This window comes from Cohnella sp. GCM10020058 (assembly GCF_042683485.1).
GTDB lineage: Bacteria > Bacillota > Bacilli > Paenibacillales > Paenibacillaceae > Cohnella.
This window is the reverse complement of record NZ_JBHUJV010000010.1, coordinates 43,895-59,657: the sequence shown is the minus strand read 5'-3', so window position 1 is coordinate 59,657 and position 15,763 is coordinate 43,895. Positions and strand designations below refer to the sequence as shown.

Annotated in this window: 9 protein-coding genes; 1 reads left to right on the top strand and 8 read right to left on the bottom strand. The window is 62.3% G+C overall.

What is annotated here, in order from left to right:
• Nucleotides 1–231 precede the first annotated feature (231 nt).
• From ACFSR7_RS20320 to ACFSR7_RS20290, 7 genes are all read right to left on the bottom strand, one after another.
• A complete protein-coding gene (locus tag ACFSR7_RS20320) occupies nt 232–1,605 on the bottom strand; it encodes a glycosyltransferase family 2 protein (protein WP_378164765.1) in 1,374 nt (457 codons plus the stop codon).
• A gap of 37 nt (nt 1,606–1,642) precedes the next feature.
• The gene (locus ACFSR7_RS20315; protein ID WP_378164763.1) at nt 1,643–2,647 is read right to left on the bottom strand and encodes a GT-D fold domain-containing protein; all 1,005 of its coding nucleotides are present in this window, start codon (nt 2,645–2,647) and stop codon (nt 1,643–1,645) included.
• Entirely contained in the window at nt 2,644–3,369 is a 726-nt protein-coding gene (locus ACFSR7_RS20310) for a sugar phosphate nucleotidyltransferase (RefSeq protein WP_378164761.1), read from the bottom strand. Before ACFSR7_RS20310 ends, ACFSR7_RS20315 begins: the two co-directional genes overlap by 4 nt.
• 13 nt (nt 3,370–3,382) lie before the next feature.
• Nucleotides 3,383–4,042, bottom strand: coding sequence for a glycosyltransferase family 2 protein (locus tag ACFSR7_RS20305; RefSeq protein WP_378164759.1), 660 nt, complete (start codon nt 4,040–4,042; stop codon nt 3,383–3,385).
• Nucleotides 4,008–5,129 carry a hypothetical protein gene (locus tag ACFSR7_RS20300; protein ID WP_378164757.1) on the bottom strand — a complete coding sequence of 374 codons (1,122 nt, stop codon included), beginning with the start codon at nt 5,127–5,129 and terminating at the stop codon, nt 4,008–4,010. Before ACFSR7_RS20300 ends, ACFSR7_RS20305 begins: the two co-directional genes overlap by 35 nt.
• Nucleotides 5,126–6,049: a glycosyltransferase family 2 protein gene (locus ACFSR7_RS20295; protein ID WP_378164755.1), complete on the bottom strand. Its 924-nt coding sequence runs from the start codon at nt 6,047–6,049 to the stop codon at nt 5,126–5,128. Before ACFSR7_RS20295 ends, ACFSR7_RS20300 begins: the two co-directional genes overlap by 4 nt.
• Before the next feature lie 171 nt (nt 6,050–6,220).
• Nucleotides 6,221–12,874, bottom strand: coding sequence for a WIAG-tail domain (locus ACFSR7_RS20290; RefSeq protein ID WP_378164753.1), 6,654 nt, complete (start codon nt 12,872–12,874; stop codon nt 6,221–6,223).
• Nucleotides 12,875–13,094: 220 nt separating this feature from the next.
• Here ACFSR7_RS20290 and ACFSR7_RS20285 point away from each other — a divergent pair, with 220 nt between their 5' ends.
• A complete protein-coding gene (locus ACFSR7_RS20285; protein WP_378164751.1) occupies nt 13,095–14,444 on the top strand; it encodes an Nramp family divalent metal transporter in 1,350 nt (449 codons plus the stop codon).
• Nucleotides 14,445–14,522: 78 nt separating this feature from the next.
• Here the strand turns inward: ACFSR7_RS20285 and ACFSR7_RS20280 are convergent, their stop codons facing one another.
• Nucleotides 14,523–15,656: a glycosyltransferase family 4 protein gene (locus tag ACFSR7_RS20280; RefSeq protein WP_378164749.1), complete on the bottom strand. Its 1,134-nt coding sequence runs from the start codon at nt 15,654–15,656 to the stop codon at nt 14,523–14,525.
• Between the last annotated feature and the right edge of the window lie 107 nt (nt 15,657–15,763).

Genomic DNA, 15,763 nt, shown 5'->3' with positions numbered 1-15,763 from the left:
TAGACGACATGGCGAAACTTCCATCATCAAGCGCATATAAGGCCATAAAAGCCAAAAAGCGAGCCGCTCGCATCGGCTCGCCTCGCATTCCGCCATGTCGCTTATCCGCCCCGTCACTTTCCGCACGCGCTTATGCGTCCTGCCACTTTCCCGTACGCATTTATCCGCCCCGTCACTTTCCCGCGCGCTCCGCCCCGTCACCTTCCCGCACGCGCTCATCCGAACAGTCGTTTACAACGCTTGAAGCAGCTTCGGCAGCGCGATGATCGGCGCGCCTCTGCGCCATCCGGCAAGCGCGCCCTCCGATACCTCCGCCATCGGCTTGAGGTGAAGATTCCAGCTCTTGAGCGCGGCGGGACCGAGCACGCGCCGGGCCGTATCGCCCTCCAGATGATAGGCGGTTCCGTCCGGCAGCAGCGCGACGGCGCACGCCCGTCCGTCGACCGGCTCGGCGTCCTTGCCGTGCCAGCGGGAAGCCGCCTCCGCCGCTTCGATCGGGTCCCCGACGGGCCACCGGCGCATATCGATTCGCGAGAGCTTGACGGCCTCGAACGGCAGTACGCCCGTGACGAGCCTGCGCAAGCCGCCTTCAACCCAATAGACGTCGGCATCCGCAGCCCGAACGGCGACGCCATTTGGAAACAGCTCGCTGATCCCCAGCGCCTCCGCGCGCTCATCCGCTGCAGACGTGGAAGCGGCGATGCCCGCGTACTGCTGCCAGCCCCGCCATTTATCTAGATAGTAGCGCTCGTTTGCCGTATGAATGCGGAGGAACCCGTCGCCCAGCGCCCGGATGCTCACGCTTCCGAAGTGATGGATGAACGTGTCGCCCGCGATCACGAGACGCTGGCCGAGCAGCCGTACGCGGATGTCCCAATCGTCGTCCTCGAAGTTGCCGAGCTCGAAGCCTTCGTCCAGATAGCCGATTTTCAGAAACGTCTCCCGACGCATCAGCACGCAGAAGCCGACGAGCCGATCCGTATCGTGCCAGCGATCCGGGTCGTGACGGTTGAAGCCCGACGCGAACGACTGCATATCTTGGATGTCCGTATACGGAACCGGAATTTGCTGTTCGCCGCTGATGAAGTTCGTCACCGGCCCCACCATGCCGATCGCCGGATCGCTGTTCAGACAGGCGAGCATTTGATCCAGCCAATTTCGGGTGACGAGGATGTCGTTGTTAAGCAGCATCAGCGTTCGTCCCTTGGCCATCATGAGTCCGATATTGCAGGCGCCGGCAAAGCCCAGATTGCGTTCCATCAACCGATACCTTACGGATCCGCCGAGACTCGCCAGATATTCGGCCGTCCCGTCGGTCGAGCCATTGTCGATGACGATGATCTCGTAGGAGGGCTCCGTGTACCTCACGATGCTGTTGATGCACTTTCCGAGCAGCTCCCGCTGGTTGTAAGAGGGGATGATGATACTCGTGCCGTCGAAAAGCGTGTCGAAGCTCGCAAGTCCCGCCTGCACGCCTTCGCGATACCCGTTGCCGTAGCCGCCCTGATAGCCCGGCGTGGCCCGTACGCGTGCGCCGCGGCGCCGAGGCCGATGCCGCGGCCTGAAGGCGCGTCTGCCTCCGCGAGATGCCCGATTTTTAACCATCCGCGCCTGCCTCCTTTCTTGAAGATTCGTCCCGACGCTACTCCCCCGCAGGAACTGCCGTCCCGCCTAACCTGTCTGCCATATGACCGAAGTCGAACGCGGCTTTGCCCGTTCGCTCGGCCAGCCAGACGCAAATCGGGACCGCCGCGACGCCCGCCGACACGAGCGCCAGATCGAACGGCACGGCTGCCGCCCGCTCCACGGCGCTTGCATAATCCCCGATGCCGTCCACCGGCACGACCGTATGAACGACTTCGAGACCGGCGCCGCGCAGCGCACGAGCCAGCGCCTCCGCGCTGTTGCCGACGATGACGATCCGCTTGCCTGCGGCGAGCCTCATCAAATGGCCCGACTCGTGCAGCGCATAATTAATCATGGAGCTTGTGAGGCGCAGCGACTCCGGCGGCACGCCGTTGCGCCTGAGCCCCTCGAACAGCAGCGGCTGGTAATTCGGCTTGCGCGATAGCGGCACGCCGACGACCGTCGCTCTGCGAATGGCTGCCGCGAGCACGTCTCTGGCCGCGCTGTCCGGCGCATCGACCCCTGCATACGAGAGAAAAGGACTTTCCCGCGCAATTTCCGCCGCCGGCTTTAAAGTATCTTGCGCCAGCGTGAGCAATTCTCCGTCTCCCAGCCTAACGACGCTGTAAGGCCGGCCCGCCGACAGCGCGGCTTCAAGTTCGTCGCACAGCTCCTGCGGACCTAGCAGGCGGATGCTTCGCGTCAGAACATGCGGAATGCCGGCGGCGAGAACTTCCGCTACCGAAATGTCGGGCACGATCCGGTCACCCGGCAAAACAGCTTCGAGCAAGCGCTCGCCGCCATCGTAAAGCCCCTCCCGGTAGCCTTCGTCGTAGCCGGAAACTTCCCGCCGCTGCGTTTCGTTTGCAGCGCGGACCGAGGGCCGCGGCTTCCTGCGCCGCATCCGACCCTTGCGACCGGGACCGCCGACGCCGCGCCTGGCGCTCCATTTGCTCCTGCGCAAACCCGCTCTGGACCGCTTCAAAGCCGCTCCGCCGCGCCCGCGGGCGATCCTTTTCAAGGCAAGACGCCCTTCAGCTTCCCGCTCGCTTCCTCGAGCGATTCGAAGGTTCCCGCGTCATTCCACCAGCCCGACAGCTCGCGGAACGTCAGCTTGCCCGCGTGGGCGTAGGCATTGTTCACGTCCGTGATCTCCAGCTCGCCGCGCTGCGAGGGCTTGATCCCGTCGATGATGTCGAACACGTCGGTATGATACATGTAAAGGCCTGTCACGCAGTAAGTGGAGGCGGGATGCTCCGGCTTTTCTTCGATGTGCAGGATCTTGCCTCCAGCCTCATCCATCTCGGGCACGCCGTAGCGGCGCGGATCGTCCACCGGGTACAGGAGGACCATCGCACCGTCCGCCTGGCGCTGAAAATCGTCAAAGTAAGGCGCAACCGACTCCGAGAACAAGTTATCTCCGAGCAGCACCGCGAACTTCTCGCCGGGATGCAGTATCGGGCGCGCCAGCTCCAGCGCTTGCGCAATGCCGCCCGCCTCTTCCTGCACCCGGTATACGATCGAGACACCCCAGTCCCGACCGCTGCCCAGTACCTCGACGAAGCCGCCGAGCGAGCTGCGCCCCGTCACGAGCACGATATCCCTGACGCCGGCATCGCGCAGCCTCGCGATGCCGTAGCAGATCATCGGATACCTGCCGACGGGCAGCAAATGCTTGTTCGTCCAGTACGTGAGCGGCTTCAGCCGCGTTCCTGAGCCGCCTGCCAATATTACGGCTTTCAAGGCCACCCCTCCTTCAGATTTTCGCGAGCGATTCCAGACTCCACTTCTCGGCAAATGCCCGCCTGTCCAGCGCCATCGCCCCGATAGAATCGTCCCTATCGCCGTGATCGCCCTCGTCGGAGCGGCGGACGATTTGCCCCCGTACAGGCTGCGGATCGCATCCGTTCAGCCTTGCGCGCAGCGCATAGTCCGCGAATGCCCAAGCCCCGCTGCGAAAACGGACGTCCAGCAGCCCGATCTTCTCCATCGCCTGCCTGCGAATTGCGAGGCAAGCTCCGCCGTTAAACGCCTCCAGGGCGCTCGTCCCGTTAAAAGCATCTTCAGGCGAACCCGGGAGGATCGCTACCCCTCCGCGGCTGCCTGCGCCCAGCGCCTCCTTGAAGCTGGAGAGCCAGCCGGGAAGTAATATCCAGTTTTCTCCGAGCAGGACAATCCGGTCCGTCGACACGAGCCGCATTCCTTTGTTGCAAGCTTCGGCGAGCCCGATATCGCCGGGCAGCGCAATATAAGCGATGCCGCTTCGCGCGCACCAGGCGGCCGTTTCCGACGAACGTCCCACGGCGACTACGATAATTTCCACCGCGCGTTCGGCATGCTGCCGGACGGCACGAATGCAAGCTGCGAGCCGTTCCGGACGGTTAAAGCTGGGGATGACGACCGTCGTCCGTACCATGGCCTCCCCCTCCGATCGCCCGGCGGTTGCGCTTGTTATCCGGGAAGCCGAGCCTCGCGCCCCGCGTCGTCAAGCAATCCCGCCAGGCAGCGATATGGGCGCTTCCGGCGGATGCCGGCGCATCCCGTTCGCCCGAGAAAGGTACGCCTTCGCATACCGATACGCGCAAGCCTTGGACGAGCGCGGCCGCATGCGCTCTCGTGGGAATCCCGAGCGCTTCCGTCCCGATCGCGTCAATCGCCCGCCGCGACAAGGCGAAGGGCACGCCCCCGATGGCGTCCGCGCGAAGCTCCGGCCTGCCGAGGGAAACGTTGAGGAACTCCCGCAGCCAGGAAGCCTCGCCCCTCCGGTCGAAAGATCCTTCTTGCGACGTTCTGTCGCTCAGCACGACGTCCTTGCCTGCGTCCGCCCGGACGAGCAGCGCGCCAAGCATTCTCGCAGGGCAGGGCTTCGCGCCGTCCGCGAACAGCACGGTGTCCGCGCCCGTCAGCCTTGCGCCGGCAGCGCGAGCCGCGTGCGGGCTCTCATACCCCTGCGGGGAATGGACCACGACGATTCGAGGATGAGACAGCAGCGTCTCAAGCATCGGCTCGGCGTCTGTTCCGAGCACAACGACAATCTCTTGGAGCGGCAGCCGTTCAAGCTCGGCCAGCACCGCCTGCAGCTGTGCGGCCCTGCCATTCGCATACAAGACGGCGGACGCCGAGCCTTCCAAGGGCAGCAGCTCGCCCTGCATCTCCATGCCGGCGCCCTGGCGGATGCCGGCGGCATACGCCGGGCCATACCGGTACAGCGGCACACGATCCGCTGCTCCTGCACCCGCATGCCGGTCCGCCTTTTCCGCCCATGCGCGCTGCGCATAGTCTCTTAGCGCTTCGACCGTCCCTTCGGGATGCGCCGAGCGCCACGCGGCGCCGTCGACCGCGCCTTCGCGCCGCCAATGCATCGCAGCCTTGCTCGTCAACTCCGACGAAGCGGCGACTCTTCTAACGACTCTTTTATAGACACGTCCGCGCGCAGCGGCTTTCCGTCGATAGACGCTTTTACGCGCAGGTTTAGCGACTCTCGAAGCCGTTCTTCTCCTCATGCGCCGTCCCCCCCGCGCGCGCCGATGTCTTGCGGCTGCCCGGCGGCTCCGTCGCTCTTCAGCCACCAGCCGATCGCCTCGAGATGGTCTCCGATAATAAGCGGCTCCAACGATCCGGTGCGCTCTCGCTTCGTCCGCGGCCTGTTCAGCATGCCCACATCGATATGACGCACGCGACGGACGTTCATGCCGGCATGCAGCGCCTTCGTCATCGCAAGCGGCGGCACCGCCAGCGCCTCCGTACCGATCGCAGCCAGCGCGCGGCGGCTGATCGCGTGAGGCACCGCGGTCATCGACGCGCCCTCAAGATCCGGCCTGCCGATCAGCGCGTTAAGCGCATGTTTAGCCAAGATGACATTGTGGACGACCGGACGCTTGCGCGGACCGGAATAATCGTTAAGAGCGATATCCGTCCCCTGCTCAATCGCTTTGACAAACGCGCGCAGCCGCGCGGCGGGAATGACCATATCGGCATCAATAAACAGCAGCGTATCGCCGGATGCCTCCCGCGCGCCGACAGCCCGGCCGACGTCATGACCGAGAGGACGGTCGAATACGAGGACATGCGCGCCGCTCGCTTTGGCGATGGCCAAAGAGCCGTCCGTGGAGCCGTTCAGCACCGCGATGACCTCGGTACGCGGATGAATGCGGTGCGCTTCCCGGATGACGCGCGCCAGCGTCCGCTTCTCGTTCATCACCGGGATGATGACCGAGACGGCCGGCGGCCGCCACGCTTCCTCTCCGCGAGCGCCTGTCCGGCTCGCTTGCGCGCGGAAATCCGCCGCAGGACGCGTCGACGACGCACGCAAAACTTTGCCTGGCGCCCTGCTCTGACGAGCGGGGCGAGCCCGCTTCCGGCGAACGGGCGGCCGGATGCGCTTGGGACTTGCGGGTCTGTCGCTGCCGGTCCGGTGCTTCATCGAATCCCCCCCTGTCAGGCAGCAGTGTACAGGACATCATATGTGCAACGTGTCCATACGCAACGGCACCTGTACGACAGACAGAAGCCCGTACCATTTGGAAAAAAGGGAAGGCGGCGAAAAGCCCTCGCCGCCTTGTAGGCGGAACGAGGGCTTGCGAGTCGTGACGTATCAGTTGGCTTTGATGCCGGCGGCCATCCATTGGATGCGGCCGTTCGGAGCGGGCGTCAGACGCGTGCGGCAGACGTCGAACGTCGCTTTTTCCGCCGATTTCTCCTTGAGGGAGCAGATGCAGCCCGGGTGATCCGCCATCGCAAAGACGACATAGGAATCGTCCGCGTACGGAGCGTCGAACGAGACGGACACCTCGATCCGATCCTCGATGCCGGCGAACGCATAGTCGACTTGACCGAACGCCAGACCGACGCCGGGAACGGTCGCCGCGACAGCAAGCATCGGGAGCGCGGGCGATTCAGGCTTGATCTCCGTTTGCGCGAGCTGCAGCTTCGTCGTCTGGAGCGCGCCGCTCAGATCCGAGAGTAGTCCGCCAACCTCGGGCGCGAGCTTGTCGAAGGTAACGGCGCCTGCAGCCAGATGCGCGTTATTCACGCTCTCGGCTTGCAGTTTGTCGCCGCCGACAGCACCGTCGGACAGCTGTTCGCAGCCGATCGCACCGGGCGCGATCTTGCTTGCGGTCACGCTCCATTCGCCAAGCGCTTCCCGCTCGACGCTACCCTCGCCCAGATGGTAGGCCAGTACCGCGCCTTGGCGGATATGCCCCGCGTCGACGCTGCCTTCGGCCAGCTTGCCGCCGTCGACAGACCGCTCCTCGATGTGGATGTTGCCGACACTCGAAGCCGCCAGCTTGTCGAAGGTAACCGCGCTGTTTTCAAGCTGGTTCGTGCCGACCGCAAAAAACGCGATCGCGGACGTATCGACACTACCAGCAGCCAGCTTGTCGGCCGTCACACTGCCTGCGTCCAATGCGAAAGCTTCGAAGCTGACAGCGAGTTTTTCGAGCGTGATGCTGCCGTCGGCCAGCGCGGACGTGTCAACGCTGCCTGCTGCAAGTTTGCTTGCCGTTACGACACCGTCGGCCAAGCTCGCAGAGTCCACGCTGCCTGCGGCCAATTTGCTCGTTGTTACGCTGCCGTCGGCCAGCTTCGCTTCGTTAACGCTACCGTTGGCCAGGGCCGACGAGTCCACGCTGCCTGCTGCAAGCTTGGTCGTCGTTACACTGCCGTCGTCCAGCTTCGCTGCGTTCACGCTGCCATCGGCCAGGGCCGACGAGTCCACGCTGCCTGCTGCAAGCTTGGTCGTCGTTACACTGCCGTCGTCCAGCTTCGCTGCGTTCACGCTGCCATCGGCCAGGGCCGACGAGTCCACGCTGCCTGCTGCAAGCTTGGTCGTCGTTACACTGCCGTCGTCCAGCTTCGCTGCGTTCACGCTGCCATCGGCCAGGGCCGACGAGTCCACGCTGCCTGCGGCCAACTTACTCGTTGTCACGCTGCCGTCGGCCAGCTGTGCAGCATTGACGCTGCCTTCAGCCAACTTATCAGTGTTCACACTGCCGTCCGCCAGGGCCGGCGAGTCCACACTGCCTGCTGCAAGCTTACTCGCCGTCACGCTGTCATCCGCTAGCTTTGCTTCGTTCACGCTGTTGTCCGCCAAGATCGTGGTATCTACGCTGCCCACTGCAAGCTTGCTTGTCGTTATGCTACCGTCTGCCAACTTTGCTTCATTAACGCTACCATCGGCCAGCTTTGCCTCATTTACGCTGCTATCGGCTAGGGCCGACGAGTCCACACTGCTTGCTGCGAGCTTGCTCGTCGTTACGGCACCCTCAGCAAGCTTTTCCTCATTTATGCTGCCATCCGCTAGGACTGCCGAATCCACGCTGCCTGCTGCGAGCTTGCTTGCTGTCACGCTACCATCGGCCAGCTTTGCTTCGTTTACGCTGTTGTCCGCTAGAGACGCCGAGCTCACGCTACCCGCTGCCAGTTTGCGCGCCGTCACGATGCCATCTGCCAATTTTGCCGAGCTTACGCTGCCATCAGCCAGAACTTCCGAATCCACACTACCAGTTGCCAACTTACTTGTTGTCACGACGCCGTCCGCCAGCTTCGCTGTATTTACACTACCATCTGCCAAGATTGTACCGTTTACACTGCTTGTTGCCAGCTTACTTGTCGTTACAACACCGTCCGCCAGCTTAGCTTCATCCACGCTACCATCGGCAAGAGATGCAGAGTCCACGCTGCCTGCTGCAAGCTTGCTCGTTGTTACGGCGCCGTCGGCCAGTTTCCCTGCGTCCACACTACCATCGGCTAGCGCCGTCGAGCCCACGCTGCCTGCCGCCAGTTTGCTCGTCGTCACGCTACCGTCGGCCAGCTTCGCTTCATCCACGCTACCATCGGCAAGAGATGCCGAGTCCACGCTGCCTGCTGCAAGCTTGCTCGTTGTTACGGCGCCGTCGGCCAGTTTCCCTGCGTCCACGCTACCATCGGCTAGCGCCGTCGAGCCCACGCTGCCTGCCGCCAGCTTGCTCGTCGTCACGCTACCGTCGGCCAGCTTCGCTTCATCCACGCTACCATCGGCAAGAGATGCCGAGTCCACGCTGCCTGCTGCAAGCTTGCTCGTTGTTACGGCGCCGTCGGCCAGTTTCCCTGCGTCCACGCTACCATCGGCTAGCGCCGTCGAGCCCACGCTGCCTGCCGCCAGTTTGCTCGTCGTCACGCTACCGTCGGCCAGCTTCGCTTCATCCACGCTACCATCGGCAAGAGATGCCGCGTCCACGCTGCCTGCCGCTATCTTGCTCGTCGTTACGGCGCCATCAGCCAGCTTTCCTTCGTCCACACTACCAGCTGCTAAAATTGCAGAATCAACGCTTCCTGCTGCAAGCTTGCTCGTCGTTACGACCCCATCGGCCAGCTTTGCTTCGTTCACGCTGCTATCTGCCAAAATTGCAGAATCGACGCTTCCAGCTGCTATCTTGCTCGTCGTTACGGCGCCATCAGCCAGCTTTCCTTCGTCCACACTACCATCTGCCAAAATTGCAGAATCAACGCTGCCTGCCGCTATCTTGCTCGTCGTTACGGCGCCATCAGCCAGCTTTCCTTCGTCCACACTACCATCCGCCAAAATTGCAGAATCGACGCTTCCAGCTGCAAGCTTGCTCGTCGTTACGACGCCATCAGCCAGCTTCGCCGCGTCCACGCTACCATCGACAAGCGCCGTCGAGTCCACGCTTCCTGCTGCAAGCTTGCTTGTCGTTACAGCGCCATCCGCCAGCTTCCCTTCGTCCACGCTTCCATCGGCAAGGGCTGCCGCATCCACGCTTCCTGCTGCAAGCTTGCTCGTCGTTACAGCACCATCCGCCAGCTTACTCGCTGTCACGTTGCCATCAGCCAGCTTACTCGCCGTCACGCTGCCGTCGGCCAGCTTCGATGCGTTCACGCTGCCTACCGCCAGCTTGCTTGCGATTACGCTGCCGTCGACCAAAGATACAGACTCCACGCTCCACGGGGCCAGTTTGCCCGCAGTCACACTGCCTGCAGCCAATTTTGCGGCATCCACGCTGCCGACGGCTAGTTTACCGGAAGTAACGCTGCCATCAGCCAACGCGGCTGTGCCTACGCTTTCCGCGGCCAGTTTGCTTGCGTCTACGCTGCCATCAGCCAATGCCGGCGTATCGACGCTTGCCGCGGCCAGCTTGCTCGCCGTGACGCTGTCTTCGGCCAACGCGGACGATCCCACGCTGCCTGCCGCCAGTTTACTCGCAGCAACGCTCCCGTCCGCCAGCGCCGCCGAATCCACGCTATCTGCGGCCAGCTTGCCAAACGTCACGCTGCCCTTGGCCAGCGCCGACGAGCCGACGCTGCCGGCAGCCAATTTGCCGGACGTCACGCTGTCATCCGCGAGCGACGCCGATTCGATGCTTCCGGCAGCGAGCTTGTCGGCCGTAACGCTGCCTTCTGCCAGAGCCGACGATCCCACGCTGCCTGCAGCCAGTTTGGCCGAAGTGACCGCCCCGTCCTGAAGCTGGGCGGCGCCGATCGCATTCGCCTCCAAGCGTTCCGCGCCGATCGGCGCGCCCGCCTCCGCAATCGCGGCAAGCAAGATCGGATCAAGCTGGCCTGGACCGATGGCGCCGGATGCCAAGTGCCCGCGACCAATCGCGCCGTTCGCGATGCTCGAAGCCGTGACGCTCGCGTCGGCAAGCTTGTCGACCGTTACCGCGCCGTCTGCGAGCTTATCCTCGTTTACGATGCCGTCTGCGAGCTTATCGGACGTCACCGAGCCAGCCGCCAGCTTCTCGGCCGTCACGGCGTTGGAGCGAAGGTGGTAAGCCGTTACCGCAGCCTCCTCAATCCGCTCCGCATCAATACGGCTCTCCGCGAGCGCCGCGATTTTCAGCATATCGGACGATAAGTGGCGGAGTGATACCGTGCCCCTGCCGAGATGGATCCCCCTCACGGCTTCCGGCTGCAGTTGGGCTTCCCCGACGCTCATGGCATCCAACTGCGCCCAGCCCACAGCGCGCTCGGCCAGCGCTTCCCGCGTCACGCTGCCTTCGCTCAGCTTATCGGACGTAATCGCACCCGCTGCGAGCGCTGAGGCGTTTACGCTGCCCGCGCTTAAATGACGGGCTTCCACCGCACCGCTTGCCAGCTTGCCGCCCGTTACGCTCGATTCGTCCAGCTTATCCGTCGTGACCGAACCCGCGATGAGCGAATCCGTACCTACGCTGTCGTTCGTCAAATGGTGCTCAGACACAGCGCCCTCAGCAAGCGCATCGCCGGTAACTGCGCCGTAGCGCAACTGCTCGGCGCCCACCGCGTCCTGCGCGAGCTTCGAATGTCCGACGCTGCCTTCAGCCAGCTGTTCCGGTCCGACTGCGCCCGGTTGGATCGCTTCCCTGCGCACGCTGCCGGCAGCCAAATGCACGTCTCCGACTGCGCGATCCGCGAGCTCGTTTCCGCCGATCGCGCCTTTGGCGACAGCCGATCGGCCGACCGCGCCCGGTACGATTTTCGCCGCGGAGACGCTGCCGTCCGCGAGCTTCGCGCCCGCGACTGATAAATCCGCGAGCTTTTCGACCGTAACCGATTCAGGCGCCAGCTTCAGCGAAGTGACGACATGGTCGTTCAGATGGTGCGCCGATACCGATCGGATGGCCAACTGCTGCCCGCCGACCGCGCCGTCCGCCAACTGATCCGCAGTCACCGCGTTTGCGCGGATGGCTCCCGTGTCCACCGCGCCAAGCGCGAGCTGATCGCCGCCGACGCTGCCTTTGGCAAGGTGGCCCGCTTCGATCGCGCCAGGCGCGATATGCGGACTTTGTACGGCCCCGCCCGCGATTTTAGGCGCGACGACTGCGCCAGCCGCAAGATGCGCGGAGCCTACTGCACCGTTTGCCAGCTGGTCCGCAAGCACCGAGCCGGCCGCCAGGTGCGCCGGTCCGACGGCGCGTTCGGCGATTTTGGCGCCGTTCACGGCACCGTCCGCCAATTGATCGGCGCTGACGGCGCCGTTAGCCAGACGATCGCCGCCGATCGCCCCGGTTGCGATATGCTTGCCTTGCAGCGTTCCGTTCGCGACATGATCGGCGAGAATAAGCCCCGCCGTCAGATGCTCTGCACCGATGGCGCCTGCAGCGAGTTTCGAGCCGCCTATCGCGCCGTCTCGAATCTTTAACCCGGTCACGGCGCCGTCCGCCAGCTTGGCGGTATCCACGCTTTCGTGCGCCAGATTTTCAGTCAGCACGGAGCCGCGTTTGATTTTGTCAGAAGTTATCGATTGTTCCTGCAGCAGCTCGGACGTGATGATGGACAACGACAGATGCTTGGCTTCAATAGAGCGCTCAGCCAGTTTGTCGCCGCTGATGATGCGGTCGGCCAACTTCTCCGACGTGATGCTGCCGTCCTTGAGCTTGTCGCCCGTGACGGACTTGTCGCGCAGCTTCTGGCCCGAGACGGCGTTTTTAGCCAGGTGCTCGCCCGTAATCGTCTCTTGCGCGATTTTCTGGCCACTGACCGAACGATCGGCCAGCTTAATCTGGGAAACGGCGTAATCGGCCAATTGCGCCGTCGTTACCGCCTCGCTATCGATATGGGATGTACGTACGGCGCGAGGCGCGAGTTTGCTCTCCGCGACGGAAGCATCCGCGAGGTCGTCCGTATAAACGAGCGGCTTCGGCTTGCCCGGCAGCCGCTGTTCGAGCAGTCTGTCGTAACGCGCCTCACGGTCGAAGGCAGGGGAAGGCGCTTCGCTCGGCCGGCTCTTTTCATGAGGGATAGGATCGTTTAAGGACGCTGCAGCGGCACGCTCGGCGTCTTCTTTATTGGTATCCTCAATAACAGGTGCCGTCGTTTCGGATATGGACACGAATTCATTGGCGCCGGAGGCAACAGCACTCGGCTTAATCGTCGGCGCGAAGTTGTCTAGCGTATCAGGCGTCACAAAGTCGTTCGTCAGACCGGACGAAAAATCGTCGGCAGGCACGCCGTCGATTCTTGGCCGATACTTCGTGTTGCGTCTTGTCTGGCCTTCGTCTGTACTTCTCTTCAAAGCAGGTTGCGCGGCTTCCTTCGAAATGAGCGGCCGGTCCGCCGTAATCCCCGGCTCCTTGCGGATGGCCGGAAAATCCTCTGCAGCGGGCGCTTGGTGTTCCGCCGCAGTTGCCGCGCTATGCAACCCGACCTTCTCCGATTCCTCCGAGCGCAGCTCTTCGACCCATTGCAATTCCTGTTGGTTAGGGTTATCTACAAAGTAAAGCGGTTTTCTTGTCGGCCGCTTCTTTTTTCCCGATTTGGACGTCTTCATGTGAGGCTCCTTCCCGAATATGATCTGCCTCATACTATGCAGGCATCCGGGCGGGTGTCACGATGGCTTCAAGACCCTGCAAAATTGCAGTTTACTTTTTCAGGGTTCGGGCGTATATTAAAACCTAACAAGGGTTTTGCCTTAGTGCAACTTTATGTCCCGTATGCCAAAATTATTGCCTTATGCAGATTATATTTAACTCAACAAGAGGTGATCCGTCATGAAAGAAGAAGCCGCGCTCAGCACGCCGCCAACCGGCGGCTGGCGCAACAAGGAAGGCATGCCGTCGCTGCCCGAGGCCCACAGAAGTCTTAAAGTACCGCACAAGGGCTCGGTGATCCGCAAATTTTTGGCCTTTGCCGGCCCAGGTTATCTTGTCGCAGTCGGCTACATGGACCCCGGCAACTGGGCCACGGACCTGGCAGGCGGCTCCCAATTCGGATACGCCCTCCTGTCTGTTATCCTGCTGTCCAACCTGATGGCGATGGTACTCCAGGCGTTGTCCGGCAAGCTCGGCATTGTCACGGGCAGAGACCTTGCCCAAGCGTGCCGCGATCATTACAGCAAGCCTGTGGCGGTCGGCCTTTGGGCGCTTTGCGAGCTCGCGATCGCTGCCTGCGACTTGGCTGAGGTCATCGGCGCCGCAATCGCGTTGAACTTGCTGTTCGGCATTCCGTTGCTATACGGCGTTATTTTAACCGCGTTTGACGTCCTTATCATTTTGTTCCTTCAGAATAAAGGCTTTCGCTACATCGAGGCATTCGTCATCGCGCTCATCGTACTTATCGGGGCTTGCTTCGGCATCGAGCTGTTCCTGTCGCACCCTTCAATCTCGGGCATCGCCAAAGGCTTCGTCCCGAGCACGGAGATCATTTCCAATCCAACCATGCTCTATATCGGCATCGGCATTCTCGGCGCGACGGTTATGCCGCACAATCTTTACCTGCACTCGTCGATTGTCCAGACACGCGATTACGAACGCACGCCCTCGGGCAAACGTCAAGCCATTAAGTTCGCGACTTGGGACTCATCGATTGCATTGTTCTTTGCCCTCTTTATCAATGCGGCGATTCTGATCATTGCAGCCGCAGCGTTCCACACGAGCGGCCATTCCGAGGTAGCGGACATCGACGAAGCCTACCATCTGCTTGCGCCACTGCTTGGCACTGCCGCGGCATCCGTCTTGTTCGGCGTCGCGCTGCTCGCATCGGGACAGAACTCTACGCTGACCGGCACACTCGCGGGCCAGATTGTCATGGAAGGCTTCCTGAACTTCCGGATGAAGCCCTGGCTCAGACGCCTTATCACGCGACTCATCGCGATCATTCCGGCAGTTATCGTGACAGCCTTGTACGGTGAAAAGGGAACGATGGACCTGCTCATCCTAAGCCAGGTTATTCTATCCTTACAGCTGTCCTTTGCCGTCGTCCCGCTCGTCAAATTCACTTCCGACCACGTCAAAATGGGCGAGTTCGCTAACAAGGCGTGGCTGAAGTGGCTGGCCTGGATCATCGCTGCCGTCATTATGGTTCTCAACGCATACTTGCTGTACCGCACGTTTTTTGGTTAATTTTACTGTTAAAAGCCCGCGCGGCCTGGCCGCGCGGGCTTCTTCCTTGCGTGCTTTTTCTTGCTATCCCCTGCTATCTCACGTCTCCAGGTCCTGCTGGAGCTCAAATAGCCATCGATCCGCCGTATGCCGCCAGGTAAACCGCTCCAGCACGCGTTCGCGCCCCAAAGCGCCCATTCTAAGGCGAAGCGCTTCATCCTCCAGCAGCAGCGAGATCCGATCCGGCAGCTCGGCAGCCAGACGTTGAGGATCGACCAGAAAGCCTGTAACGCCATCCTCAACGATTTCCTTCATGCCGCCGACACGGCAGGCGACGACCGGCAGCCCCGAAGCCATGGCCTCAACGTTGACAAGTCCGAAGGCCTCGCGGCGCACGGAAGGAACGACGGCCATGTCCGCCATGCCGAACCAGGCCGGCATATGCTCGTGCGATACGTAAGGCTCGAAGTGAACGTGGCGACGCCACGGCTTAGCCATACGCAACAGCTTGCGCGAGTAGGCGGAAGTACGGTTGGAGCCGTAAAAGGGAGAGCCTACGATGACCAGCAGCACGTTCGGATGTCGGCGAACGAGCGCCGGCAGCGCCGCGAGCAGATGATGCACGCCCTTCAACGGGATCAGACGGCCGGCGAACAAAACGATCTGGCGGTGCTGCCAGCCATGGGCGCTCCGTACGGCCTCTCGCAAGACTCGCCCGCCGAACCAAGCAGGATCGACGCCAGGGTAAACGACGCCTAGCTTCGTAGCCGAACGAGGCGACCTTTTCTCGACATCCGCCTTCAAAAAAAAGCTGTTAACGAGAATCCGATCGGCCGCCCCAAGGCACCTTCTAAGCTCCCTTGGAGAAATTGCCTTACCCGAGATGAAGGTGTTCGAATGCAAATGCAACCACACGCGCGCCCCGGGAAATTGACGTTTTAACAGCGGTACCAGGCGCGGCCGGTTCTCCACTTCGATGAGCTGCGGCCGGTACGTACGCAGTCCCGCGACGACGCCCGACAGGTAAGCCCGCTTCCCTGGTGCGCTTACGCGTTCGCAGCGGGCGCCGTGGAGCATCCCTCGCCGGGGCAGTCCCTTCGCGGTTTTTCCGTAAATACGAACCTCGAGGCTATCCGCGAGCAAAGGCACGAAGTTCTCAACGACACGCTCCACAGACCCCCCGCGCGGCGCAGGGACCGGGTACGCGCCAGGCGTAACGAATGCGGCTCTCACGGGTTCACGCCCCTCGTCCTGTATATTTTAGACAGCATACACCTGGAAGCGGTGATAGGACACGGCAAATACCCGCGGCAAAGCGGATCATCCGCAAATAGGTGTGA

What these genes read in the sequence shown, in the direction of transcription:
- ACFSR7_RS20290 (WP_378164753.1), bottom strand. Translation starts at nt 12,874, where the DNA reads ATGAAGACGTCCAAATCGGGAAAAAAGAAGCGGCCGACAAGAAAACCG.
- ACFSR7_RS20320 (WP_378164765.1), bottom strand. Translation starts at nt 1,605, where the DNA reads ATGGTTAAAAATCGGGCATCTCGCGGAGGCAGACGCGCCTTCAGGCCG.
- ACFSR7_RS20305 (WP_378164759.1), bottom strand. Translation starts at nt 4,042, where the DNA reads ATGGTACGGACGACGGTCGTCATCCCCAGCTTTAACCGTCCGGAACGG.
- ACFSR7_RS20285 (WP_378164751.1), top strand. Translation starts at nt 13,095, where the DNA reads ATGAAAGAAGAAGCCGCGCTCAGCACGCCGCCAACCGGCGGCTGGCGC.
- ACFSR7_RS20300 (WP_378164757.1), bottom strand. Translation starts at nt 5,129, where the DNA reads ATGAGGAGAAGAACGGCTTCGAGAGTCGCTAAACCTGCGCGTAAAAGC.
- ACFSR7_RS20295 (WP_378164755.1), bottom strand. Translation starts at nt 6,049, where the DNA reads ATGAAGCACCGGACCGGCAGCGACAGACCCGCAAGTCCCAAGCGCATC.